This window comes from Salinarchaeum sp. IM2453 (assembly GCF_019693215.1).
In the GTDB taxonomy this organism is placed as follows: domain Archaea; phylum Halobacteriota; class Halobacteria; order Halobacteriales; family Salinarchaeaceae; genus IM2453.
On record NZ_CP081183.1, the window covers coordinates 2,224,915 to 2,249,784 of the forward strand.

17 protein-coding genes and 2 pseudogenes are annotated in these 24,870 nt (G+C 47.5%); 12 read left to right on the forward strand and 7 right to left on the reverse strand.

What is annotated here, in order from left to right:
* Positions 1-557: 557 nt before the first annotated feature.
* Positions 558-2,027, reverse strand: coding sequence for a short-chain fatty acid transporter (locus K0C01_RS10630; RefSeq protein ID WP_221169674.1), 1,470 nt, complete (start codon positions 2,025-2,027; stop codon positions 558-560).
* A gap of 508 nt (positions 2,028-2,535) precedes the next feature.
* On the opposite strand from K0C01_RS10630, the gene K0C01_RS10635 reads away from it, so the two are divergent.
* The 3 genes from K0C01_RS10635 to K0C01_RS10645 are packed head-to-tail and all read left to right on the forward strand — an operon-like array spanning position 2,536 to position 4,174.
* A complete protein-coding gene (locus tag K0C01_RS10635) occupies positions 2,536-2,664 on the forward strand; it encodes an AbrB/MazE/SpoVT family DNA-binding domain-containing protein (RefSeq protein WP_221169607.1) in 129 nt (42 codons plus the stop codon).
* A 22-nt stretch (positions 2,665-2,686) separates the two neighbouring features.
* On the forward strand, positions 2,687-3,946 hold the full coding sequence (locus tag K0C01_RS10640) for an RNA-guided endonuclease InsQ/TnpB family protein (protein WP_221169675.1): 1,260 nt from the start codon (positions 2,687-2,689) through the stop codon (positions 3,944-3,946).
* 57 nt (positions 3,947-4,003) lie between these two features.
* Entirely contained in the window at positions 4,004-4,174 is a 171-nt protein-coding gene (locus tag K0C01_RS10645) for a hypothetical protein (protein WP_221169676.1), read from the forward strand.
* Positions 4,175-4,179: 5 nt separating this feature from the next.
* Here K0C01_RS10645 and K0C01_RS10650 read toward each other — a convergent pair whose 3' ends face one another.
* On the reverse strand, positions 4,180-4,518 hold the full coding sequence (locus K0C01_RS10650) for a hypothetical protein (RefSeq protein WP_221169677.1): 339 nt from the start codon (positions 4,516-4,518) through the stop codon (positions 4,180-4,182).
* Positions 4,519-4,837: 319 nt separating this feature from the next.
* Positions 4,838-5,094, reverse strand: a pseudogene (locus K0C01_RS10655) (alpha/beta hydrolase family protein); the annotation flags it as partial.
* 363 nt (positions 5,095-5,457) lie between these two features.
* Here K0C01_RS10655 and K0C01_RS10660 point away from each other — a divergent pair.
* The 3 genes from K0C01_RS10660 (at position 5,458) to K0C01_RS10670 (ending at position 8,853) form a co-directional block, all read left to right on the forward strand.
* Positions 5,458-6,558 (forward strand): NAD(P)-dependent alcohol dehydrogenase, encoded by a 1,101-nt coding sequence (locus K0C01_RS10660; protein WP_221169679.1) that lies wholly within the window; start codon positions 5,458-5,460, stop codon positions 6,556-6,558.
* Positions 6,559-6,867: 309 nt separating this feature from the next.
* Positions 6,868-7,887 carry an amidohydrolase family protein gene (locus tag K0C01_RS10665; RefSeq protein WP_221169680.1) on the forward strand — a complete coding sequence of 340 codons (1,020 nt, stop codon included), beginning with the start codon at positions 6,868-6,870 and terminating at the stop codon, positions 7,885-7,887.
* A gap of 294 nt (positions 7,888-8,181) precedes the next feature.
* Positions 8,182-8,853, forward strand: coding sequence for a peroxiredoxin (locus tag K0C01_RS10670; protein WP_221169681.1), 672 nt, complete (start codon positions 8,182-8,184; stop codon positions 8,851-8,853).
* Between the two features lie 137 nt (positions 8,854-8,990).
* Here K0C01_RS10670 and K0C01_RS10675 read toward each other — a convergent pair whose 3' ends face one another.
* Positions 8,991-10,262: a GTP-binding protein gene (locus K0C01_RS10675; RefSeq protein ID WP_221169682.1), complete on the reverse strand. Its 1,272-nt coding sequence runs from the start codon at positions 10,260-10,262 to the stop codon at positions 8,991-8,993.
* Positions 10,263-10,350: 88 nt separating this feature from the next.
* Here K0C01_RS10675 and K0C01_RS10680 point away from each other — a divergent pair, with 88 nt between their 5' ends.
* Both K0C01_RS10680 and K0C01_RS10685 read left to right on the forward strand, forming a co-directional pair.
* Positions 10,351-11,601, forward strand: coding sequence for an FAD/NAD(P)-binding protein (locus K0C01_RS10680; protein WP_221169683.1), 1,251 nt, complete (start codon positions 10,351-10,353; stop codon positions 11,599-11,601).
* A gap of 722 nt (positions 11,602-12,323) precedes the next feature.
* Entirely contained in the window at positions 12,324-12,617 is a 294-nt protein-coding gene (locus K0C01_RS10685) for a DUF8139 family protein (protein ID WP_221169684.1), read from the forward strand.
* Between the two features lie 101 nt (positions 12,618-12,718).
* Here the strand turns inward: K0C01_RS10685 and msrA are convergent, their stop codons facing one another.
* A complete protein-coding gene (msrA, locus tag K0C01_RS10690) occupies positions 12,719-13,312 on the reverse strand; it encodes a peptide-methionine (S)-S-oxide reductase MsrA (RefSeq protein WP_221169685.1) in 594 nt (197 codons plus the stop codon).
* 277 nt (positions 13,313-13,589) lie between these two features.
* On the opposite strand from msrA, the gene K0C01_RS10695 reads away from it, so the two are divergent.
* Together K0C01_RS10695 and K0C01_RS10700 are read left to right on the forward strand one after the other, a co-directional pair.
* Positions 13,590-13,835: a hypothetical protein gene (locus tag K0C01_RS10695; protein ID WP_221169686.1), complete on the forward strand. Its 246-nt coding sequence runs from the start codon at positions 13,590-13,592 to the stop codon at positions 13,833-13,835.
* A 367-nt stretch (positions 13,836-14,202) separates the two neighbouring features.
* Positions 14,203-15,642: an alkaline phosphatase gene (locus tag K0C01_RS10700; RefSeq protein WP_221169687.1), complete on the forward strand. Its 1,440-nt coding sequence runs from the start codon at positions 14,203-14,205 to the stop codon at positions 15,640-15,642.
* A gap of 41 nt (positions 15,643-15,683) precedes the next feature.
* Here K0C01_RS10700 and K0C01_RS10705 read toward each other — a convergent pair.
* Positions 15,684-15,833 (reverse strand): annotated as a pseudogene (locus K0C01_RS10705) (RNA-guided endonuclease TnpB family protein); the annotation flags it as partial.
* A gap of 398 nt (positions 15,834-16,231) precedes the next feature.
* Positions 16,232-19,306 (reverse strand): FAD-binding and (Fe-S)-binding domain-containing protein, encoded by a 3,075-nt coding sequence (locus K0C01_RS10710; RefSeq protein ID WP_221171260.1) that lies wholly within the window; start codon positions 19,304-19,306, stop codon positions 16,232-16,234.
* A 423-nt stretch (positions 19,307-19,729) separates the two neighbouring features.
* Here K0C01_RS10710 and K0C01_RS10715 point away from each other — a divergent pair, with 423 nt between their 5' ends.
* Complete coding sequence (locus tag K0C01_RS10715; RefSeq protein ID WP_221169689.1) at positions 19,730-21,484, forward strand: L-lactate permease; 1,755 nt, start codon at positions 19,730-19,732, stop codon at positions 21,482-21,484.
* Positions 21,485-21,662: 178 nt separating this feature from the next.
* Complete coding sequence (locus K0C01_RS10720; protein WP_221169690.1) at positions 21,663-24,743, forward strand: FAD-binding and (Fe-S)-binding domain-containing protein; 3,081 nt, start codon at positions 21,663-21,665, stop codon at positions 24,741-24,743.
* Positions 24,744-24,870: the final 127 nt, after the last annotated feature.

Sequence of the window (24,870 nt, forward strand, 5' to 3'; positions counted from 1 at the left end):
TGAAAAGAAGTGGTTAGGGTACATGACTCGCCCGCATGGCAACGTTAGCCGAAGTTGACCTCCTCCCACCCGTGAACGGGGTGGAATTCCCTCAGACGTGGTGTGGCCCCAATCCTGATATGATCCGTTTGTTCGGGCGGCAAGGCCGCCTCGGTGCAATCATATCCATGTCTCGATCACACATTAAAGCTCCGGAATAGCCCAATCCCGTGGAACACTTCCCAGTTGTCGGCTCCATCCCACGGCTAAAGCCCTGTCTCTTACCCACAAATGAAGTCGCTGTCGGGATCGATGAGATCGGCTGAAAATGCCAATATCTACGGATATAACACCCTCATAGAACAATTTTGCTGATCTCGGTTATCCGCGTTCAGTCACTCCCCGCTGCCGATATCACTGCCCGAATCGCTACTCATCTCGATCTCTTGAGCACAGATCGGGGTCGACAGCGTCTGAAACGTCCGTTTGAGTCTCGTGAACCTATGGGCAAGAGACAGGGCTAAAGCCGATGGGCTTTCGCCTCGCTACCGCTGTAAACAAAATAATACTGACTAGAATCAGAAGAGAGCTAGTGCCTCATATGGCAAGAGATACAGCATGACAGCTAGGAACGGCGTCAGTGCGATTAGCATCACAATAGCATAGCCGAACATTTCACGGGCTTTGATCCGTGTAATTGCAAGGAGTGGAATTGCCCAGAATGGATTAACTAAATTCGTGTGGGCGTCACCAACTGCATACGCCATTGCAGCATGTCCAAACTCAACACCCAGTCCCTCTGCAGCTTCCATTAGTGGAGGGCCTAGAACTAGCCATTGGCCACCACCAGACGGAATAAACGCGTTTGTGATTGCAGCAACGAGCCATGCAATAACCGGGAATGTCTCAGCAGTCGACGCGTCAATAAGCACTTCTGCAATATATGTTGCAAGACCGGATCCACTCATGATCCCCTGAATACCGGCGAAAAATGGGAATAAGAGAATAATTCCTGCAGCTGCAGTCGCTGCTTCACCGAATTTTTCCCTGTATGCAGATGGATTTGTCCAGATCAATAATCCTGCCATCAGAAACCCGAAGTTAACAACATTAAGATCCCATGCCCCGAGCCCGTCCGTGATAAGCATGTAGAACACATATGTGAATCCAGTTATTCCAATGATCCCTCCCAGTATCAAGCTATTATCAATGCGTTCTGCCGGTGTTTTTGCTTTGCTCTCTTCTCTGCCATCCTCCTCGCCACCATCCGCTTCTTGGCTAAAGAGTTCACTTTCAGGAATATATTCTGTGATGTCTCGGGCCTGCTTGCCGGACGGTGTAATGGCATAAAGAACAAGTGATGCAAAGATAATCGAAAGGATGGTTAATGTAATCCCATATCCATGTGCGATTGTCTCTGTGATTGGGATACCGTCATTCGGAAGCATATCAAACACTGTTCCGTCCCCAACTGACCCTGAATCAGTAAGCAACAGTGGGCCAGACCCCGACAGCCCCCAGTGCCAAGTAAGCCCCAGCCCCATGTAACCAGACACTGCAAGCAACGGATAATGGACATCAATCCCTTTCTTGTGCGCGACTTTACCCATCTCTCGAGCGAAGATCGCCCCCAAAATGAGACTAAATCCCCAATGAATCCATGCGATTGCCATCGAAAAGACAGCAACAAGCACGACAGCTTGTGGAGGTGTTGACGGGATATGTGCAAGCCGGACCAGTATTGCATTTGCTTTAGGATGGTAGGCAAGTGCAAATCCGGTCATTAGGATAACAGTCATTTGCATGGCAAATGCAAGGAAATCCCAGAATCCATCAAACCAGTGTTCGATTAGCCCAAGTGGTCCTGCTGTTCCTCCTTCAGCTTGCTCAATTATGCCTAATTCGCCGAGAAGTAGCGCAGCGAAGAAGACAATATATGTGAGCAAAATAGCAAAGAGAAATGGGCTTGGCATCCACCGTTCAACAGTGTTTGCAATCCGTATTCCCAACTGCTCAATTGTCAAGCCCTGAGTATCATTACTTGACATGCATATATACCAAATCATCCGTCTTACCTAAATATTCGCAAACGGCAGTGAAATCTCGGTGACGCCCCGTTCGCTCCTTAATGAGGAGAAAATGCTTGTATAGTTTTACGATTGTCTTCCAAGTTGACTACCCCTGCCTATTCGACGCCGTTGGCGGCTCCTTGTGGCGGGGGCTTTCTGGTTCCACGACGCGCTTTGCAGATCTAAATTCAAACTCTATATGTCTCGGCATGTTGACCGGTGAAATACTCCGCAAGCAAGGCCCGAGGCATTCGGCTTGCTTGCTCTGTAGGTATCAACATATGCCTCCTCCCCGCCATTGCTATCATCGTCTGCCCCCTCAACAATTGTTCCTTCCATTCCAGAATGTATAGGCGGTTGAGGCGACTGCCCCGGGGTCATCCGAAAACCTCCGGTTTTCGTGATCACGAGAATCGAAGATCTCGAACGACTTGACCCCGGGGTTGAAGCCGACAGCTTTATACTGAATCAAAAAGTATAATACAGTATGAGTCAGATGGAATGTTACCCGAAGATACGACAGCGCGGTGTCGTTACAATCCCAGAAGAAGTCCGAGACGGGCTTAATCTCGAAGAAGGCGACCAACTGAAACTCACCGTCGAAAAACTCGACTGAACCAAAACTCGACCATCCAACGATGAAACACACGCTTCGCTTCCGTGCGTATCTGCCCGATGACGTAGCAAGCGAAGCGTGGCGGCACATCGACATTCTCCGGCAGATTCGCAACCACGCTGTCCGAGACTACTACAACGCAGACTACAACGACAGGCCATCTGACTACGACCAACACAGCAAACTCAAAAACTGGACAGACCAATGGCCCACCTTTGCAGAACCCTCTCAACACGCCGCGCAACAAGCCATTAGTCAGATTCACAGTGACCTAAAGACGCTGCAAGAACGCCGAAACGAAGGCTACGATGTTGGGCGGTTGCGCTGGCAAGGTGCAGGCGAATTTCGGTCGGTGTCGTACAATCAACCCCGTCGCTGGAACGTGGATCACAACACGGGCGACGACCGGTTCGTGCGACTCAGACTCGAAAAAATTGGCTGGTTCACCATCCGAGCAGACCGCGACGTACCACCAGCGGACGAGATTGATGAGATAATCCTGAAAAAAGAAACGACTGGTGGATGGTACGTCTCACTCGTGACGACGGTGGGTGACACACCCAAGAAACCGGCGGTGAGTGAGATTGACCCCGAAGACTGCGTGGGCGTTGACCTTGGCATTACCAGCTACATCCACACGTCCGAGAACTTGTCCGTGGATACGCTCGACCTGTCCGATGAGTACGACCGTTACGCACGCGAGCAGCGGAAACTCGATCGGAAAGAACACGGTTCGGGCAACTGGGAGAAACAACGCCGGAAAGTCGCCCAAGCGAAACGAGCAATCAAGCGGAAAATGCGCGACTACCAGCACAAACTGACGACGTGGCTTGTCACAGAGTACGATGTCGTCGCAGTCGAAGACTTGGATGTGAAGTCAATGCTGGAAACCAGCCAGAACGCCAAAAACAAGCAAGATGCCGCGTGGGCACGGTTTATCGAACTGCTGGAGTACAAAGCCGAGCTCCACGGCACGCACGTTGAGACGGTCGAACCTCGCGGGACGACCAAAGAGTGTTCGGTCTGTGGGGTCGAGACAGCTAAGCCAATCTGGGTACGCGAGCATTCGTGTCCAGCGTGCGGCCATACCGAAGACCGCGATCTGAACGCGGCGAAGAATATTCTCTTTCGTGGTTTGAAGCAGTTAGGGGCGGGACGCTCCGAATCAACGCCTGTGCAGACTGCGCTCCCTACGCTCACCCCTCAACGAGAGGCGGTGGGTGCAAAGCGCGTCGTTGAAGCAGGAACTTCCTTCCGCGAGGCCGGAAGCTCCGGGGCTTGACCCCGGAGAGGTTCACACATTGCAACGGTTACTAACGAAAAATATGATAGCGAAGTTGTGAGATCAAAGCCGCTTGTTGAGTTTGGCGACTATGTCAACCGAGGTGAGAAAGTCGCTGAGCCACAACCAGATGACAGGGGATTTAGTGTGTGCCACCACGCTACCATAGATGGTGTCGTGTCTGATGTGACTCCACGCGAAATTGAAATTCGTGGACATGATATCTAAACTTGTTATGTGAGCTGCCCCTGTCTACTCGCCGCTGTTGGCGGATCCTTGAGAAAGGGGATTTCTGGTTCAACGACGCGCTTTGGAGACACATCATTGGCTGTTACCTTAGTGTTCCCAGAAAGCACAGTCTCCGCAGGCACTGATTCGGCCATACCCTGACCTACCGTCTGCGCAGTTGCTTTAACTCCAAGCTTTTCCAATCCGAGGCGTGGCCAATATTCTTGTGTGAGGGTGTAATTATATACTTCTTTACAGGTTTGAATATCGGTCCATGCAGCAGTGGCTGTCTCGGCGTATTCCGGCGTTGCAGCGTACTTGAACGCCTCCTTAGCTACGACCATACTGTAAGATATTCGATTATCTTAAACGTGCGGAAGACAAGAGAGCGCACGGCGGTATCCCCGCCCTGCTCTACTTGCTCTCTTCGGTGGCTCCTTGAAGACGAGGACGTAGCCTGTAGAAGCTAAAACTCTGGGGGTTTGTATCAACAGTATTTCTGTGAGAACTACTAATGAGTTCAGAACACAGTTCTGAGGATTGTAATATCGAGAAATCCTGTTTAGCTCTTATAGGCCGTTTCTCCTTTCTCCAGGCATTACCTACGACAGAGAGTGAACTGCTCTGGGGTCAAGCCCCGTGGCATCCGCCTCGAGTTTCTGTAATATACTCGATACGGGAGATCTCCCTGGATAGGTCAGGATTCTCCTCGGGGTACCAAGATATTTTCTATCAGTTCTGCTCGAAAATGTGACATTGTATTATTGTACTGGTCTTCAAGATCAGTCAATCCAATCCAAGCAATACCAGCACCATAGAGATCAGGATACTGTTCCATCTGCCAGTAGGCAGAATATCCACCAAGATCCAGCAAAGACAATGACGCAATCCTCGTCTAGAAAGTTATATCGCTCAAGTAGACTCCTCAGCACCAGTAACAATGTCAATACAGGCGCGTCGTGGAGAGCGTTACCGTCACTCTATTGTTCAAGTTCACTACTTTTGATATCAAAAACATGGATTTAGTCGTGATCGGTAACATCATAGTATAGTGTTACTTCTGGGCTTATGCGGCACAGGGCACTGATCTCTCTTCCTCGAAGATCGAGCGAAGTGAGTGAGTAGGGAGGGGACAGAGCGCCCGTCTTCTGTTTCCTTTCACATATTCTATTATAAATAATAAGCCTAATACTTCAGATGGTATATTAGGGCTAATTTCAGAGAGCTGAACCATAATAACCAAAATGGATTACTCTTCAGATTAATCTGTGGTGTAGATACATATGAAAACCGACGCAGCAGTAATCTATGAAGAAGGCGGACCGTTTACGATTGAATCTGTAGAAATAGAACCGCCACAAGATGACGAGATTCTCGTAGAAATTGCTGGGGTTGGGTTCTGTCACACTGATGTCTTGGCTCGAGATCAGCACACTCCTACCCGTCTGCCAGCAGTACTCGGGCATGAGGGGGCTGGCGTTGTTCAAGAAGTTGGAGATGCAGTGACTTCCATTGAGCCGGGCGACTCAGTTGTGCTATCGTTTGATTATGATGATCAATGTCCGAACTGTAATCAAGGGGATGTTGCCTACTGTGAGGGATTTTTCCCACATAACTTCATTGGTCGTCGACCTAGTGATGGGAGCTCTCCACTGTCTAAAGGCGATGAAACTATTAGTGGGCGGTTTTTCGGACAGTCATCATTCGCACAACATGCAATTGCTACCGAACGAAATGCCGTGAAAGTCCCGGACGATGCCCCATTGGAATTACTTGGTCCGCTCGGGTGTGGGATACAGACTGGTGCTGGCGGCGTAATTAATGCATTGAATGCTCAAGCAGGCTCGTCGATTGTCATCTTTGGAGCTGGTTCTGTAGGTCTCAGTGGACTTCTTGGCGCCAACGTGAAGGGTTGTAGTGAAAAGGTTGTAGTTGATATACAACAGTCCCGACTTGAAAAAGCAGAACAACTTGGGGCAACAAACGTCATTAACCCTAACAAGGTAGATGATGTTGGAGAAGCGATTCGAGAATATCTTGATGGTGGAGTAGATTACAGCTTGGAAGCTACTGGGGATCCCTCTGTGCTGCGACAAGCTGTGGATGTACTTCAACAAGGAGGTACCTGTGGTGTTGCTGGTGCCCCGCCGGTAGGCACCGAAGTTTCATTGGAAGTCAATACAATTCTCGCTGGTCGAGAGATCCGTGGGATTACTATTGGAGATGCACATCCGAAGGAATTTATCCCAGACTTAATTGACCTCTACCAAGACGGTCAGTTCCCATTCGATGAACTCATAACGCTATACGACTTTGAGAATATCGAACAGGCTGTCGAAGATCAAAAAAGTGGAGAAGTTATCAAACCAGTTCTGACAATGTAGTTTCGTTTTGCTCACAATTTTATTTGGTCCTCTAACGCAAACAGTGTGTTCTGCTTTGATTTTGTTAGTAATATTTGAATTTACTGCAGGGGGATCCGACTGTTTTGACCATCAAGTGGTTCACAGACAGATTGCTTTGGCCTTGAGTGTATAGCAGTGTACAGTGGAAGTGAGAAGCCTACGGCCTTAGTCGTGAAAAGTGGTCAATACGACCTCGTCACAAGCCTGCTACAATTCAAAATAATAGTTGCTGAGTTATGAACGAAGCATATTCAAAGATCATATCGTTATTCAGTGCAGAATGCGAGCATGAAAGAAATCACGGGGACGATTCTCGCTGGGAAATCCTTTGATCCAATCCGCGGTCGTGTTATTATTAACGACGGTCGGATTGAGGCAGTTGAAAGGGCAAATACAGAATCAACGGATATTATCCTACCAGCATTTGTCAACGCACATACCCACCTTGGAGATTCTGTTGCTAAAGAAGCAGCTGTCGGAAAGTCACTTGAGGAAGCAGTAGCCCCTCCAGATAGTCTAAAACATCAACAATTAGCAGGTGCTGATCAATCTGATCTTGTATCGGCGATGCGCCGAACACTCCAGTTTATGGAACAGACTGGTACTGTCTCTTGTCTGGACTTTCGAGAGTCTGGCATCCCTGGCGCCCGTGCACTTCGTGAAGCGGCTGAACCCCTATCGATTGACCCATTTATTTTTGGAAGTGGAGATTCGTCCGTTCTTGATATTGCCGACGGGTATGGCGCTTCAGGAGCAAAGGACGATGATTTTACCAAAGAACGTGCTGCTTGTCGAGACCGTGACGTTCTGTTTGCGATCCACGCTGGAGAGCCAGATGCAACCGACATACATCCAGCGCTTGATCTAGAACCGGATTTATTGATCCACATGGTGCACGCAAAGCAGGAGCATCTTACTCGAGTTGCTGAGCAGTCAGTGCCAGTTACAGTATGTCCTCGTGCGAATGCTGTCCTCGATGTTGGAACGCCTCCAGTACGGGACTTACTCGATCACACAACTGTTGCACTCGGGAGCGATAATGTAATGCTTAATCCGCCGTCAATGTTCCGCGAAATGGCATATACGGCAAAACAATTTGATGTCACCGCTCGTGAGGTGCTTCAAATGGCGACTTCGGCTGGTGCTGAGATCGTCGATCATGATGTTGGTGTAATTGCCCCCGGTAAACGAGCAGCACTTACTATCCTTGATGGAGACTCTAACAATCTGGTTAATTCGGCTGACCCAGTCCAAGCAGTTGTTCGACGTGCAACAGGACTGGATATCAAACGCGTGATTTTGAATTGACTTTCTCAAATTTCGATGAAAACGGCCATTGGGCCCCGTGAAATGGTAGTAATGTCTAACTTTTACAGGCTATGTCCCAATCCTCAAAGGTCCACCGAAGGGATAAGTGAACAGGACTGACTTCCTCCGACAGCCAAGGCCAGTCCTTTCGCTTTGAGATACTGTAATTCACTTCTACCTTTGGGCAAGCTTAATGCTTTAGTGTCTTTTTGGATTCGTACAGATACCATTTATTAAGTCATGGAATAAGTTAACAACATCTATGTAGGAGAATCATAAACTTACTCATGATAGATGAAACACGAACCTGTTTCGCAACAACCACAACTAGGAGAGTCATTTCCTGATCTTACCGTTCAGACATCGCACGGAGAACTTTCACTTCCTGACGAATACGAAAATGAGTGGTTTGTACTGTTCAGTCACCCAGGTGACTTTACACCGGTCTGCACAACTGAGTTTGTAGCATTTCAACAACGATACGATGAATTTTCCGATTTAGGCGTTAATCTTATTGGACTGTCTGTTGATCGAGTGCACTCACACATCAAATGGATTGAATGGATTGAAGAAGAGCTTGACGAACAAATTGAGTTTCCGATTATTGCTGACGATACAGCTTCAGTTGCTAGAAGGCTCGGGATGATTCACCCCAAGATGGGAACAAGTACGGTTCGAACAGTATACGTTGTTGATCCTAATGGGGACATTCGTTTGCAACTTCAGTATCCAATGGAAGTTGGACGAAATATTGATGAAATCCTTCGGTCTATCCGTGCACTGCAGACTACGGATGAAGAGAACGTGGCTGCTCCAGCGAATTGGCCGAACAATGACAACTTTGGAGATCGTGTTTTACTTGCTCCACCATCTGATATGAATACCGCTAAACAACGGAAATCAGACGCCGAATCAGATGAATATGAATACCGCGACTGGTGGTTCTGTCTGAAGGATAGAGAGTAAATATAGTGAAAACCGTTCTGATTTTCAGAAGTATTTAGGAGTCTTCAACCACATTCAATAGTACTAGCGGGGATGCACTGTGTCACACTCCCGTTTGCCGATCCTTGAGAACAGGAGTACAGCCTGTAGATGGTAAGCTATTCAGCAATTCCGACTTCTGTAGATTCATCATCCGAGTCGGAATCAGTGTTTTCATCGCCCTCAGGTATGTTAAATTCGGGAAGAGGATCGTCAAGTGTTGACCAGTTGCTGTTCATCTCTTCGTCATCAAGAACACACTTATGTAAGTCAGTGCGAATTTCATCGTGATCGATTGACGCCCCGATTAGCACAAGTCGGGTATGACGATCTCCATACGGCTCTTCCCACTCCTCTTTGAGCTCAGGATATTTCTCGAAGACTCTCTGCTGTTCTTCCAGCGGCAAGCTCGCTACCCACTGTACTCCGGGAGCTATTCGAATCGACTGGCCTGCAACATGAAGTTCAATGGCACGGTCGTCACGTCCAGCAAGCCAGACATGACCTTTTGATCGAACGACTCGGTCAGGGAACTCATCGAGGAACGTGGCAAAGCGACTAGGGTGGAATGGCCGGTCAGACTCGAACACGAATGAAGTAACACCGTGCTCTTCTTCTGCACTCTCATGTGGTTCTCGAAGCTCCTTCATCCATCCAGCTGACTGACTGGCTTCCTCAAAGTCGAATAGTTCAGTGTCTACCAGCAAGTCTGGATTAACTTTACCGTGCGTGGTTCGGACAATCTCTGCCCGTGGCTGGAGAGTCTCAAGCAGGGATTCGATTTTATCAAGTTCTTCGTCATCAACTAGATCGCACTTATTTAGTACGAGTACATCGCAGAACTCGACCTGCTCAACAAGTAAATCTCCGAGGTGCTTGTCGGTCCCATCATCATCAAGCACCGCATTAGATGACATTGCATCAGAGAATTGATGTGCATCAACGACTGTGACAGTTGTGTCAAGGTAGCAGTGCTCAAGTGGTTCAACCCCCGTCTCTTCGTGGAAATCTGTTGAATCCATATCCTCAATCCCATCAAATCCGAGGGTTAGAGTTTGTGCGACTGGAAGCGGTTCTGCTACGCCAGTTGACTCCACCACAACAGCGTCAAACTTTTTTTCGGATGTCAGCCGATCAATTGCCTCAAGCAAATCACCTCGAAGTTCACAGCAGATACAGCCATTTGAGAGTTCAATTAACTCTTCGTCTTCTTCAGAAATATCTGATGACTCAGCAACGAGGTCAGCATCGACATTCACCTCACCCATATCGTTAACTAAAACGCCGATATCGCGATCAGCGGCAGTACTAAGCAGATGATTTACAGTTGTGGTTTTTCCAGCTCCGAGTATACCGGATAGAACTGTAATTGGTATTGTTTGTTCGCTCACACTATAATAATACTAATATCTATATTAATATATTTTGTTATTATACTAAATAGATTTAATAAATTAGAGAACAAAGGTAGGTATAGCAATGGAAAGTTTTCGATGTGCGATTGTCGGAGGCGGTATTCATGGTGTTTATATGGCTGGTCGAATACTCGAGGAGACACAGATTACAGCATCAGAACTTGTCGTCATTGATCCAAATAAGAAATTGCTGAGTACATTCAGACAGCGAGTTTCAGCCTGTGGGATGGAGACACTTCGATCACCATATGTCCATCACGTCGGAACAGATCCGTTCTCATTAGAGACTTACGCAGAAGCAAATCACCGCGGAGGAGAACTTGTGGAGACCGTTCATTATCCTGAGCGTCCAACACAGTCATTATTTTTTGACCACGCTGACAATGTTATTAGCCGGTCGAAACTTGACAAATTACATTGGACTTCTAAGCTTGAAAATGCACAGTATGTCACTAATTCGTCGAGCGAATCTAGTGTCCAACTTATTCTTGAGACTGATGATGGTTCCATGATGGTTGATACGTGCATTCTCGCCATTGGAGTTGGCGATCAGCTAACAATTCCTGAATGGGCTGCCAACGTTGAAGATATTAAGCATGTTTGGGGGGAGTTTAATCGATCGAGACGCTGTGAGCGGACGATTGTTGTAGGAGGTGGAATCACTGCTGGACAATTAGCAACAACCATTGCTGGCAGACAAATTAAAAATACCGGGTCAGAAACAGAACACATCCAAGTTCTTACTAAATCACCAATTGAGTGGGAAACCACTGAAGCACCTCCCCCATGGCTCAACTGGGATCACATCGAACGAGAACTTCATCAGTATCCGCCGGCGTCACAACAGCGGTATAACCTGATATGTGAGGTAAGAAATGACGGAACAATGCCTCCATACCTATATGATAAAATTGACAGCTATCGGTCGGATGGTATTCTTGATCTTACGGAAGGGAATGTTGTATCAGCACGGCAGGAGGGTGATCAAGTCGAGCTTAGACTTGCCTGCGGTGACAAAATAACTGCAGACCGGGCTGTTCTTGCTACAGGGTTTGATTCTTCATTTCAGATTCCATTAGTTGACCGGCTTGCAAATTCGTTAAACTTGGAGCGGGGTTATCGGGGGTCTCCTGTCCTTGATGATGATACGCTTGGGTGGCACCACCATGATAAAACAGATACACCGTTGTATGTGACGGGGGCATTAGCGCTGTGTACTGTTGGGCCATTCGCATCAAATATTGTTGGTGCTCGTCGGAGTGCTGACCGTATTATTCCTGCAATTAAACAGAGACTAATATGTAAACCATCTTAGCACTGAAACTATTTCTTTGCCCTCGGGTAGTTGACTAGTCAACGGCCTCGGCGTCAAGTGGCTCGAGAAGTGAAGTGTCTTGTCATCAGGGGAATCTTCGATCTCTGTACGACCCCGAGGTTTGTCAGTGGGCTCTCGCTCTACTAGACCGTAGTTCGGTAGGTCTGGTCTGACCAGTCACGTTCACTGCCCCTAAGTTAAGAGCTAGTCAACTGGTGGCCCATCCACCGCGAGACATCTGCCTGTAATAGATCCATTCATATCCCAAGCCACTACCTGACAAATGTTTATACAATAGAGAGAACCAGCCCCACTGTTGAACGTTGTTGGCGTCATTGAGTGTCGGCCGCCTCCAAGGGGGCAAGCCCCGTGGTATCCGCCTCATACCGTCTGTGAAATACCCCTGCCTACTCGCTTCCGTCGTTCGCTCCTTGAGAATGGGGGACTTAGTCTGTGAGAGCTAAATGCTACTTCCTTGTTTCAAACTAGATAACGAGGCGGGGTCCCCGATCTACTGCAGATGGACTCATCAGCCGTCCGGTTAGAGAGGTGTTCGTCAATATCTTATCAAGTCAGGAGCGAGGACGCTATGGAAGCCAAATGCACTGGATTTCTCTTTTTTGGATAGGGCCGAGTTTGCTGACAGGTCCCGAGCCCCGTGTTTGAGGCCGATGACAGAATAAAACAACAATCGTGACAAGTAAGCTTTATTGATATATCTAATGTATACATTGCTTCTTGAGATAGTCGTATATGTAGTCAGTGTATACCATACATCACGAGAAGACATGACATCGTTTGCACTTGGTGACCGCGTACGGGTTGACATCCCGGACGTGACTCATCCTGCATACGAAGAATATCATGGACGTCATGGCATAGTTGTGCAGTTGCTTGTACACTCTATGGGGATGAATAGAGCCAAAAATCACGGAGAACCGAGCTATCGAGTTCAACTTGATGATGGCACCATCCAAGATTTTGGGTCTCCGCATCTTCGTCCACCGATTGAGTAATATTTGGCCGTCTCTCACGGCCGATCACATAATATTTTGACATATTTCCCGGTGAATGTAGCAGTAACCAATATAACTCGGTTGAGATACAGAGGAATCGTTCAGTTGATAAATGGAACATCGACTGAATGTCCCGCTACATGAGCGTTTAGCATCGCAGCTGTAGGTGAGTCTCTGATATCGTTATCGTTGTAGCCCGCATTGTAGAATGCCTCCATAATCCATCGCTTTCCCTGGATATTATACTTCTGATGGTAATCTTCTGCCATGTAAAATTTGTCTATTTGCTCAATGCGCGTTTTTATATCTGATTGATTGCATAACTTTTCTTCAAGATATGTATCAAGATCTTCTCTTTGCTGCGGCGTTATAGTAAAAATGACATTTTGGTACTGGCGCTTTGAGGGCTGATAAGACGGATTGTGTTGGTCAAATGCATAATCCAATAGCTCAGTAAACGAAATTCGGCTGTGATCATACTCAATTTGAACTACTTCTGTATGATTACCTATGAGCTGATATGAAGGATTGTCTTTTGTTCCACCTGCGTATCCAACACGTGTTCGCACAACGCCATTGAGAGATCCAAATGCTGCATCTGGTCCCCAAAAGCATCCCAATCCAAATGTTGCTGTATCGAGATCTGCAGGAACTTTCCTATCATACTCTTTGATGAGTGCTGGTGTCAAATTCATTTTAGATATTTATCTGATGATATAATATTTGAGTTTGAACTGCTTAACCGTATCTCGACAGATCCACCAAGATAGCAAGTAGGGTTGCTCAGGGGCTGATCTCAGAGCAACTTGCTGTTCATAATATTGTCTTTATTTATACGCGTTCAGCAAACAATGAACCTCTCCGGGGTCAAGCCCCGTAGCAGTCGCTTCGACCGCCTGTACATAGTGTTATATTCTTGCTAGTATTACTCATAGCAGCCTTTTAGTCATTAACGCACAGCGGGTTAATTGTATGGTAATAATCATTGATGGGTCCATTACCTACGAAACACCTGAAGGTTCAAAAACAGTTGAACAAGATGAGATTGTCTACGATAAGACCACAGACCACTGGTGGTTTGTAGCTGAAGGACAAGAGCTCACTCGGATCCCACGCGAACGTGTTTATCTGATTACGGGAACGAAAGGATCAGCAACAAAAGAATTGGATTCGAAGGAATCAGGTCGAGAAACAGACGAATACGGACACCCAGTTTGAACTACTTTGTCTACTCGCCGCATTCGGTTACTCTTTGAGGACGTGGACGTAGCTTGTAGAAGTTAAAAACTGGAAGTCAGATGGGACTTATGATTAACTTGTTTTGTCGCCCAGCCAAAGTGGAGCCTCTCGCCTTGGTACCATTGTAGTCCATTTTGAACTAACTGCTCTGGCACTTATCCTTATTTATATATCCCATGTGGATTTTGTATTTGAGATTAACGCCAGATATCTACAGGCGGAGCAGGCCGAGGCGGTTCACGAAAAGTACCGTAGCGTATGGATTATGTGTCTCACTATACCAGTATATTCTGGAAAATATAAATATTATAATACTTTTTGTAAGGTGCTTGTGTCAATTCAGGTGATGTCAGAAAGCAACACAAATGACATCGATCACGGTGGCACAGATAATACAGACCGGCGGACATTTATGGGAGCCTTGGGGGCGATGGGAAGTGGAGCGGCTATTGACATTGGTCTTGGTGACCGATTTGGTGGTTCTAACCAGGGACTTGGTGTCTCAGATCCGAAGAACTTGATTCTCTTTATTCCTGATGGAGGCGGGCAAACACAGGATACAGCGGCACGCTACTACCGAGCGTATGAAAAGAATCCTGAGGCGTTTCCATTGAATATTAACACCGGAATGATTGAAGACGTGGAAATGGGTATTGACCAGGCTGATATTAAAGGTTCAATGTCAACGTATCCTGATGATCCAGATGGTCAGTTGATTACGGATTCAGCGGCAGCCGGAACTGCAATGTCGACAGGATATAAAACATATTCTGGAGCAGTCTCAGTTGACCATGCTGGGCGCCCGATAGAAACAATCTTAGAGAAAGCAAACGATGCCGGATACGCAACTGGATTAGTTACGACGACACAGATGACACATGCGACTCCAGCAACATTCGGAGCTCACGTAGAGAGCCGTGGTATGCAGGAAGAAATTGCACGACAATATATCCAGGAACAAGATATCGATGTACTCCTTGGAGGAGATCGGTCACACTTTAGCCCAGAAGATCGTAGCGACGGCCAAGATTTGATCGCGCAAGCAGAGTGGCAGGGTTATGAATATGTAACAACAAAAGATGGCCTTGAGTCAGTCTCTGGGGGGAAGGTGCTGGGACTGTTCAGTGAAAGCGGACATCTTGACTACTACATTGACCGGTTACATAATCCAGACAATACACAGCCTGGATTGGAACTAATGACGGAAGTTGCTATCTCAATACTGCAGGAGCAATCAGACAGAGGGTTCTTTTTAATGGTTGAGGGTGGTCGTGTTGATCACTACGGACACGCCAACGATCCAGCAATGATCCCTGAGCAGGTTGAGCATGACTACGCGGTCGAAGTTGGCATGGATTATGCAGATGAAACTGATAACACTCTTGTCGTTAACGTCGCAGACCACGAAACAGGCGGATTGTCTCTCAGCCGTGATTCGTACTATATGGATTGGGATCCGATTGTAAATCAAGAGGTCTCACAATGGCGAATTGCAGAAGAATTAGAAGACGCAATTAGTATTGGCGAGGTCCGTGATACGATTGAAGAATACACTGGGATTGATGACCTTTCTGATGATGAAGCTGCAGAACTGATCAATGACCCAAACGCAATTCGTGGCCGAGATAGTGTTATTAATGAGCGGGCAGGCCTTGCATGGGGAACAGACGCACACAGTGCTCAGGATGTTCCGATATATGCCAAGGGCCCCTCCGCGGAATACTTTAAAACAGGGATTGACAACACCGAGCTTATGAATGGATTTACTTCCCACCTTGATATTTGAGCCAACTTTGGCTGTTACCTACACTCGTGAACTACCCCTGTCTACTCACTCACCGCTGACGCGGGTCGTTCCTTGAGGCAGGGGCTTCCTGGTTCAACGACGCGCTTTGGAGACACCTTATCGGATGGGTCCTCAGTCTCCCCAGAGAGCACAGTCTCCGCAGGCACTGATTCGGCCATGCCCTGACCTACTGCCTGCGCAGTTGCTTTAACTCCAAGCTTGTCCAATCCGAGGCGTGGCCGATATTCTTGTGTGAGCGCGTGATTGTATACTTCTCGACACGTCTGAATATGGGGCCCATGCAGTAGTAGCTATCTCAGTGTCTTCCGGCGTTGCAGCGTACTTGAATGTCTCCTCAACCACTACTAATATGTTAGTTTTCCTATCACTTGAACATTCGGGAAGTAAAGGAGCGGACGGCTGTATCCTCTCCCTACTCGCTCCCTTCGCTCGCTCCTTGAGGACGGGGACGTAGCCTGCAAAAGTTAAGATAGATCCAAATCGTACTACGTTGATATATCTTTTTAGGACAGAGTAAGAGTACGTTACAGTACAACGGTGGTCTTGATTAGGGGATACTGTTCACTTGTTAGTCATCGCTTGTTGCGGTTGTTGATGGTGAAGACGCACTGATATGTTCTGATTGAGCAGAGCCAGTAACTGCTTTTGCAACCATTTCGATTGGGTGATCTGGCTTATCACCGACTGGACCATCCTCAATCTGTGTCCGGCACGACGCTCCAGGAGCAACAACACGGTCTCCATCACTCTGGCGAATCTTGTCATACACCAGACGCCCAATGGCCTTTGAGATTCCATAGTGTTCTTTTTCATAACCGAATGACCCGGCCATTCCACAACAGCTTGAGTCAAGCGGATCAACAGCATATCCCGCCCGTCTCATCACACCAACAGCGTGATGGTCTTTGTTTGTTGCCTTCTGGTTGCAGTGGCCGTGATATGTAAGGTGGTGATCCGGTGCATCAAACGTAAGTCGTTCGTCTACTCTAAACTGATCCATATACTCAAGAACGCCAAAGGCGGCACCAGAAACTCGTCCGACTGCTTCTCCGTCGAGTATATCCAGATATTCATCCTGGAACATGACAGCGTCAGATGGTTCAACAAAGATGACGGAATATCCATCCTGAACCTTTGGATCGAGCAACTCAACGTTTTGTTCTGCTCGGGTTCGAACCGTGTCAAGGAATCCCTTTGAGAAAGCAGCCCGTCCTGACGGAGCAAGATTATCCATGATCTCGACGCGAATGCCTGCCGATTCTAGTGTTTTGATAGCGGCTATCCCAGGCTCCGGGTAGCTGTATGTCGTGTATGTGTCCGGGAACAAGACAACCTTGTCGATCGCCTCTCGCTCGGAAATTTGTGGTCCGCCTCGCTGTTCGAACCAATCAAGAAGTGTTGTGCGACGGAATGTCGGAAGCTTTCTATCTTTTGCAATACCCATTACCTTAGATAGAATCTCTCTGCTTCCCGGAACTTTCTGCGCGATATTTGAGATTGGGGCCAACATGCTTCCGACCTTTGAGAGTCGATCAACATCTCTGAAGAGTTTATCCCGGATACCAGCCCCATCTTTTTCGTGATGCTGATGTTTAACCTCTGCACGAAGCTTTGCCATGTCAACTCCAGTTGGACAATCACTCTTGCAGCCTTTGCAACCAATACAGAGGTTCATGATCTCTTCTTGGAAGCGTTCTGAGTGAAGTTCTTTTTCAGGGAGGTTGCCGCTGATTGCGGCGCGAAGCATGTTTGCTCGACCGCGCGTTGTTTGTGTCTCTTCTTTAGATACACGATATGTTGGACACATCACGTCACTCTCTGTCTGGCGACAAGTTCCACACCCATTACATAGTTCAACTAAATGTGAGAACCCGCCTTCTTCGGTGAAGTCAAGTTCGGTCTGCGGCTCAATGGACTGATAATCTGCCCCATAGCGAAGGTTCTTCCGCATATCAGCTCCAACGCCGCGACCACTGTCGGGTCCATAGTCTTCGGGATCATCTCGGTACACGACATTACCAGGATGCATGATCCAGTCTGGATCAAAAGCAGTCTTGATCTGCTTGAATGCATCCCACAGATCTTCACCATACATCTTTGGGGTAAACTCAGTTCGTGCCATTCCATCGCCGTGCTCACCGGAAAATGACCCATGGTGTTCAACGACAAGATCGGTCACGTCCTGCGTAATTGATCGCATCTTCTCAATCCCTTCTTGTTCTTTGAGATTCAGGATTGGGCGGATATGCAATGTCCCAGAGCCTGCATGAGCGAAGTATGCGGCCGATGTACTGTGATCATTAAGGACTTCTTCAAACCCTTGCACATACTCGGCTAGTTCTTCTGGTGGGACAGTAGCATCTTCAATGAACGGATAAGGTTTAGGATCTCCTTCCATTGACATCAGCAGTGGAATAACCGCCTTTCGAAGCTTCCAGATACGGTCTTGTTTCTTCTGAGAGTATGCCTCAACGACATCGAAGGCATTGCCATTCTTAACAAAAAAATCATTTGTCTCGGCGATTGCGTCCTCAAAGTCATGAACTAGTTCAGAATCAAATTCAAGCATGAGCGCGGCTTTTGCGCCTTCGGGGATTGGATCTGTATACTCTGAATAGCCTTCTGATTCTGCTGCCATTCTAAAGACATCATCATCCATCAATTCAACGGCGCTTACATCAAATTCAAGCGCCTCTGGGACCGCCTTCATCGTGTCGACAAGATTATCGAAAAAATACAGCGCGAGAGCTGTTTCCTCTGGGACAGAAACCAGTGAGACTTCAGCTTCAACGATCACTCCAAGCGTTCCTTCGGCTCCAACAAAAAGCTTGGACAGATTGATAACGTCTTCTCCTTCTTCGTTTTCGTAGATTACACGGTCAAGATTATAGCCAGTTACTACGCGCTTAAGATTCGGATACCGATTTTCAATTTCTTCCTTGTTCTCCTCGACCAGCTGTCTAACCGTCTGATAGATACGAGACTCAGCGTTGTCTTTTTGTATAATCTCATTGTACTCATCTGAGTCTAGCACAATCTCTCGGGTGTGAATAAGATCACCGTTTGCCAGAACAACCTGCAGCTCCTCTGTATATGCGTCAGTAATTCCATATCGAACTGAGTGCGCGCCTGTGGAGTTGTTTCCGATACCCCCACCAATTGTGGATCGGTTAGATGAAGCAGGGTCTGGAGCAAATTTAAGATCATATTCAGCAAGAGCTTCGTCAAGATGGTCTTGTACAAGACCAGGCTGAACAACTGCTCGTTGGTCCTCGGGACGGAGTTCGATGATATCATCCATGTGGCGGGTGAAATCAAGAACAATGCATCCTGGTCCTACTGTCTGTCCACCAAGAGATGACCCGGCTCCACGTGGTAAAACAGGCACATCATGCTTTGATGCAACCTCAATAACCGCTTGCACGTCGGCAGCTGATTTGGGCAAAACAGCACCTGCTGGCTGTGCTTGATAGATGCTGCCATCGGTTGCATACAGTACCTGAGCGTAGCGGTCAAATTTCACTTCGCCACTTACCCGGGAGCGCAATTCACTAGCAAGGTCTTGATACTCCTCAACATCTGGGCGGTCGAGATTTAGATTGCCAGCTGACGCAATCTCTGTATGTCGTTCGGTATCCGACATTGGCAATTCATTGTTATCTTCCATGTACATAATTGTTCAGGATTGATCTCTGATATAAACCCGAAGGAGGCAGGACATAAGAATAAAGGCCGGTGAAATAGTCGGGAAACATCCTTTGCGGTGGCTCCCTCAATTGTCCTGTAAACTGTTCTGTTCTCCCCGACAATCGTATCCGTGGATGGTCCTTAAGAGCAGAGAGGTAGCTTAGAAAAGCTACTTCAGTCAGCTCCTGACGTGAGGATTCATAACGATGACATTCGAGCTGAATTGTACATTTATTTTCATCATTAATATAGAGAAATAATATCGATGGAAATACATGCAGTCGAAAAAATTCTGACACGATGGCATCGTTATCTTGCTTAACCTGTCGTTTCTCGCATAGCCGATATAGACGTGGTGTAAAATCTCCGGAGGTAAGCGATGGCTAGCTTTGTGGAAATTGGTGCCGCCATTTCCCCACTTGTTATTGTAGCCATTCTACTCATCGGATTTCTATGGCCGGCTGAGCGAGCAATGCCGGTTGCATGGGTCGTTGCTGGCGTTGCTGCATTCGTTATTTGGGACATGCCTGTAGATTGGATTACTGCTGCGAGTATTAGGGGAGGATTGGCAGCCATTGAGATTCTATGGATTGTATTTGGTGCGCTTGTCCTGTTATACACGCTTATGAACTCAGGAGCAGTTGATCGGATTAACGAAGGATTTGCGTCAATTAGTGAGGACCGGCGTGTGCAGATTGTTCTATTAGCATTCTTTGTTGCAACATTTATTGAAGGGGTTGCTGGATTTGGAACGCCAGCTGCTGTTGTCGCCCCGCTGTTGCTTGCATTGGGATTCCCAGCCCTTGCAGCAGTCATCGCCGCGTTAATTGGACACGCCATAGCAACGGTCTTTGGGGCCGTTGGAACCCCTATTATTGTTGGCTACCAACAGCCATTAGAAAGTGTTGAGCCAGAAATCGTTGCAGAAGGGATGAGCGTTGCTGGATATTCGGCGTCGGCAGCTGGATGGGCAGCAGTTTTTAACGGGCTACTCGGTATTTTGATGCCACTGTTTGCCGTCGGAATGATAACATATTTCTTCGGAGAACAACGTTCACTTGCACCGATATGGGGTGTGCTTCCCCTTTGCCTGTTCTCCGGTGCTGCATTCGCGGTCCCATATATGTTGACAGCATGGTTTATCGGGCCAGAGCTGCCATCGCTTTTTGCCGCGATGGTTGGAGGTGCAATTGTTGTTGCTGTCCTGCGGGCCGGGTACCTTGAACCGAGTGATACTTGGACGTTCCCACCACGGAACGAGTGGCCAGAGTACTGGGTCGGGACAATTGAACCAGGGAGTGATGAGACCACAGCTGATGGGTCGGGTTCAATGTCACTGCTTCGAGCTTGGTCTCCATATGTTGTGCTTGTCATCGTTCTTATCGGAACGCGGGTAATCGAACCAGTTGCAGACACCCTACAAGGCGGCCCGATTGCTACCGTTAGTACTCCGATTGGTGACTTTTCATTTGGACCAATTATTGAATGGTCTGGGATTCTTGGCACTGAGCTCAGCGGAGCAGTTGAATGGGCATACGTGCCAGGAACGTGGCTTTTACTTAGCGCGTTGATTGCCATTCCGATATTCAGCATGAACTCCGAAGACATTGTGGATGCATGGCGTGAAGCTGGTAGCAAAATCATATCACCACTAATTGCGCTTGTCTTTGTCATTGCGATGGTTGAGATTATGCTCGAAACAAACGCCCATGTTCAGGCCGGTGTAACAGCCGCCGAGGCAACTCCTGATGGAAGTATGATTGTTATACTCGCTGATGCAACGGCAGCGACAATAGGTCCTGCATATCCGATGATTGCACCAATCGTCGGCGCATTGGGCGCATTTATTGCTGGCTCAATTACAGTGAGTAACATTACATTCAGCGCGTTCCAGTTTGAAGTCGCCCGCAGCCTTGATATGCCAACTCAGATTCTGGTTGGTGCACAGTCTGTTGGTGGTGCGATTGGTAATGTAATCGCTATTCATAATGTCATTGCTGCACTAGCAACAGTTGGATTAGTCGGAAAAACAGGCCGGGTTATTCGTCTAAATCTTATACCAGTTGCGTACTATCTGATTGCTGGTGGTATATTGGCGACCGTATCTGTATACCTGTTCCCAGCTGTGTTTTGAACCAGTAATATCATATATCTACAACCAAAGAAAACGGAAGTTATTAACACGACATAAGTCATTAATTTTTAGCGTAAACTGTATTGCAACACAATCCTAATCCAAATCAGCAAACAAGATAATTCACATTGGTATAGGTCGGGAGAGATACCAAATTAAGCAAAACTCACCGCATCATATGACAGCTACACCACCTCTTTACGACGATCCTGCAGATGATCCGCGCGCAAACTACGATTATCAAAGTAATACACTTGAGCACACTGATCTGGTCGACCAACTCGACCAGCGTATTGACGGAGACGTTCGGTTTGACACGTACTCTCGTCAGCTATATGCGACCGATGCTAGTATTTACGAGGTAACGCCGATTGGCGTTATTTATCCAAAGACAACGGCAGATGTCGCAGGTGTCGTTGAGCTCTGTGCTGAGAAGAATATCCCTGTTCTTCCCAGAGGTGGTGGCACAAGTCTCGCCGGACAGACAGTCAACGAGGCGGTTGTTCTTGACTTTACGAGATATATGGATAATGTCATTGATATTGACGCTGACAATCGCCTTGCAACCGCACAAGCTGGGATTTATCTTGAGTCACTGAATGAGGCACTTGAATCACATAATCTAAAGTTCGCTCCGGATCCAGCGTGGGGGGATAAAAGCGCACTTGGGGGTGCGATCGGAAACAATTCTACGGGAGCACATTCACTCCAATATGGAAAAACAGACGCGTACATCGAAGAGGTTGAAGTGGTTTTAGCTGATGGAACAACTACAACATTCGGCGAAGTCGATATTAGTGATCTTCCCAAGTTAGCTGAAGGGGACAGTCTTGAGTCTACAATATATGCAGAGGTTGCCAGGATTATTGACGAAAAAAGTGATTTGATCGAGGAAGTATATCCAGACCTCAAACGTAATGTTTCAGGGTATAACTTAGATTGGCTGATTGAGGATGCACAGGGAGCCCAGAGAGGTATTGGTGAACCAGATGCAGAAGGCGGCACAGTAAATATTGCAAAATTACTCTGTGGCAGCGAAGGAACATTAGCAATTGTTACCGAAGCAACAGTCTCTCTTGAGCCGATTCCGGAAGAAAAGAGCATGGCGTTACTCGCGTATGATACTGTGCTTGATGCGATGGATGACGTGGCGCCAATCACTGAACATAATCCTGCCGCTGTTGAGGTTCTTGATAATGTAATGATAGACTTGGCGCAGGAAACACCCGAGTTTTCCTCTGTCGCTGATATGCTCCCAGAGGGAACAGCAGCAGTTCTTATTGTTGAGTTTTATGCCGACAGCGTTGAGGAAGGCAAACAAAAAGTCGCAAATCTGTTAGCTGATCGGTGTCCGACTGTTGAGCCGGAAAAGAGTGCTGATTCAGATGAAGATCGCCTCGTTACAGATGCGGAGGCACTTGCATTTGACGCACTTGAGGCATACGACGCTGATCGACAAAAGAAAATCTGGAAATTACGAAAGTCTGGACTTCCAATCCTACTGTCTCGAACCACCGATGAAAAACACGTTGCATTCATTGAAGATACTGCAATTCCACCAGAGAATCTCCGTAATTTCGTTGCGGACTTCCAAGACGTGCTTGAGGATCATGATACCTACGCGAGCTTCTATGCACACGCTGGGCCTGGAGTTCTCCACATTCGGCCCTTAGTAAATACAAAAACACAGGAAGGTGTAGAAATGATGGAATCAATTGCTGACGCTGTAACCTCTCTGGTGGTGAAGTATGATGGCTCTGTGTCGGGAGAACATGGAGACGGACGAGCACGAACTCAATGGAACCGAAAGCTCTACGGTGACGAGATGTGGGAGGAGTTTAAAATATTAAAAACTGCATTCGACCCAGAATGGCTTCTGAATCCAGGACAAGTGGTTTTCCAAGAGAATAACCCAACAGACATGAAGGAAAATCACCGATTTGGACCAGACTATTCATTTGATGCTGGCTTCGACCCTGAACTAGAGTGGGACAATGATAACGGCTTCCAGGGGATGGTTGAGCTGTGTCACGGTTGTGGCGGCTGTCGGGGAGAACAATCAACCACCGGCGGTATAATGTGTCCGACTTTCCGGGCTGAGGAAGAGGAATTACTCTCTACTCGTGGTCGTGCCAATGCGCTACGTGAAGCCATGCGCGGTGGTCTGTCTGAAGAGGAGCAGTTTAGTGACGAATTTGTTGAAGAAGTACTGGACCTTTGTATTGGCTGTAAGGGGTGTAAGCACGACTGTCCAAGTGGCGTGGATATGGCTAAGATGAAAGCAGAGCTCAAATATGAACATCACCAGCAGAATGGAACACCACTTCGGGATCGAATGTTTGCAAATTTCGAGACATTAGCTAAGCTAGGCTCTGCAACTGCACCACTTTCGAACTGGGCAACAAAGGTCCCGGGAAGCGGCTTTATTACAGAAAAGGTTCTTGGAATTTCTCGAGAACGGGATTTGCCAACGTTCCGCCGCAACACATTTGCCAAGCGGACATCTGACTATGAGCCTACAGTACCCCAAGAAGCAGCGGAACACAAAGTTGTCCTTGTTCCTGATATATATACTAACCACGAGCATCCACAGGTCGGAGAAGCAGCACTTTCCGTTCTTGAAGCAGCAAATACCCATGTTGAACTTCTGCAGCCTCGCGATGTGGGCCGTCCAGCATATTCAAAAGGAATGATTGGTAAGGCTGCTGAAAAGGCACGAGAGACAGTCGATGAACTCCTTCCATATGTCCGGTCCGGTTACGATGTAGTGCTAATCGAACCGTCAGACGCTGTTATGGTTCAATCAGATTATCTTGATATCTTCGATCATGATGAAGTCAAGTTGGTTGCTGAGAACACATACGGAATCTGTGAGTACCTTGACCGGTACAAGCTTGATCGGGAAGTCTCATTTGATGCACCAAATGAGCATCTTGCATATCACGGGCACTGCCATCAGAAGTCACATGCAAAAGATCATCACGCTGTTGGGCTTCTGCGACGAGCGGGATATGCTGTTGATCCACTTGATTCCACATGCTGTGGAATGGCCGGCTCGTTCGGATACGAAGCTGAGCATTACTCAATGAGTAAATCCATTGGAGAAGTCCTCTATGATCAAATTAGAGAAAGTTCAGGAGATCGTGTTGTAGCACCGGGCGCGTCGTGCAGAACTCAGCTTGAAGATAGACCAGAAGCGGACGAAAGTCCGCCTACACCTATCGAAGCACTCGCCAAAGCACTTGGCGAACAACAGTAAGACCAGCGTTCGCACTTGAATTAGCGGGGGACGGTCTGTTTTCACATTTAACTTTTGCAGGCTACGTCCCCATCCTCAAGGAACGAACCGCGTCAGCGGTGAGTGAGTAGGCAGGGGTAGTTCACAA

What these genes read in the sequence shown, in the direction of transcription:
- K0C01_RS10670 (WP_221169681.1), top strand. Translation starts at nt 8,182, where the DNA reads ATGAAACACGAACCTGTTTCGCAACAACCACAACTAGGAGAGTCATTT.
- K0C01_RS10640 (WP_221169675.1), top strand. Translation starts at nt 2,687, where the DNA reads ATGAAACACACGCTTCGCTTCCGTGCGTATCTGCCCGATGACGTAGCA.
- K0C01_RS10660 (WP_221169679.1), top strand. Translation starts at nt 5,458, where the DNA reads ATGAAAACCGACGCAGCAGTAATCTATGAAGAAGGCGGACCGTTTACG.
- K0C01_RS10635 (WP_221169607.1), top strand. Translation starts at nt 2,536, where the DNA reads ATGAGTCAGATGGAATGTTACCCGAAGATACGACAGCGCGGTGTCGTT.
- K0C01_RS10650 (WP_221169677.1), bottom strand. Translation starts at nt 4,518, where the DNA reads ATGGTCGTAGCTAAGGAGGCGTTCAAGTACGCTGCAACGCCGGAATAC.
- K0C01_RS10665 (WP_221169680.1), top strand. Translation starts at nt 6,868, where the DNA reads ATGAAAGAAATCACGGGGACGATTCTCGCTGGGAAATCCTTTGATCCA.
- K0C01_RS10715 (WP_221169689.1), top strand. Translation starts at nt 19,730, where the DNA reads ATGGCTAGCTTTGTGGAAATTGGTGCCGCCATTTCCCCACTTGTTATT.
- K0C01_RS10685 (WP_221169684.1), top strand. Translation starts at nt 12,324, where the DNA reads ATGTATACATTGCTTCTTGAGATAGTCGTATATGTAGTCAGTGTATAC.
- K0C01_RS10710 (WP_221171260.1), bottom strand. Translation starts at nt 19,306, where the DNA reads ATGTCGGATACCGAACGACATACAGAGATTGCGTCAGCTGGCAATCTA.
- K0C01_RS10680 (WP_221169683.1), top strand. Translation starts at nt 10,351, where the DNA reads ATGGAAAGTTTTCGATGTGCGATTGTCGGAGGCGGTATTCATGGTGTT.
- K0C01_RS10720 (WP_221169690.1), top strand. Translation starts at nt 21,663, where the DNA reads ATGACAGCTACACCACCTCTTTACGACGATCCTGCAGATGATCCGCGC.
- K0C01_RS10700 (WP_221169687.1), top strand. Translation starts at nt 14,203, where the DNA reads ATGTCAGAAAGCAACACAAATGACATCGATCACGGTGGCACAGATAAT.
- msrA (WP_221169685.1), bottom strand. Translation starts at nt 13,312, where the DNA reads ATGAATTTGACACCAGCACTCATCAAAGAGTATGATAGGAAAGTTCCT.
- K0C01_RS10695 (WP_221169686.1), top strand. Translation starts at nt 13,590, where the DNA reads ATGGTAATAATCATTGATGGGTCCATTACCTACGAAACACCTGAAGGT.
- K0C01_RS10630 (WP_221169674.1), bottom strand. Translation starts at nt 2,027, where the DNA reads ATGTCAAGTAATGATACTCAGGGCTTGACAATTGAGCAGTTGGGAATA.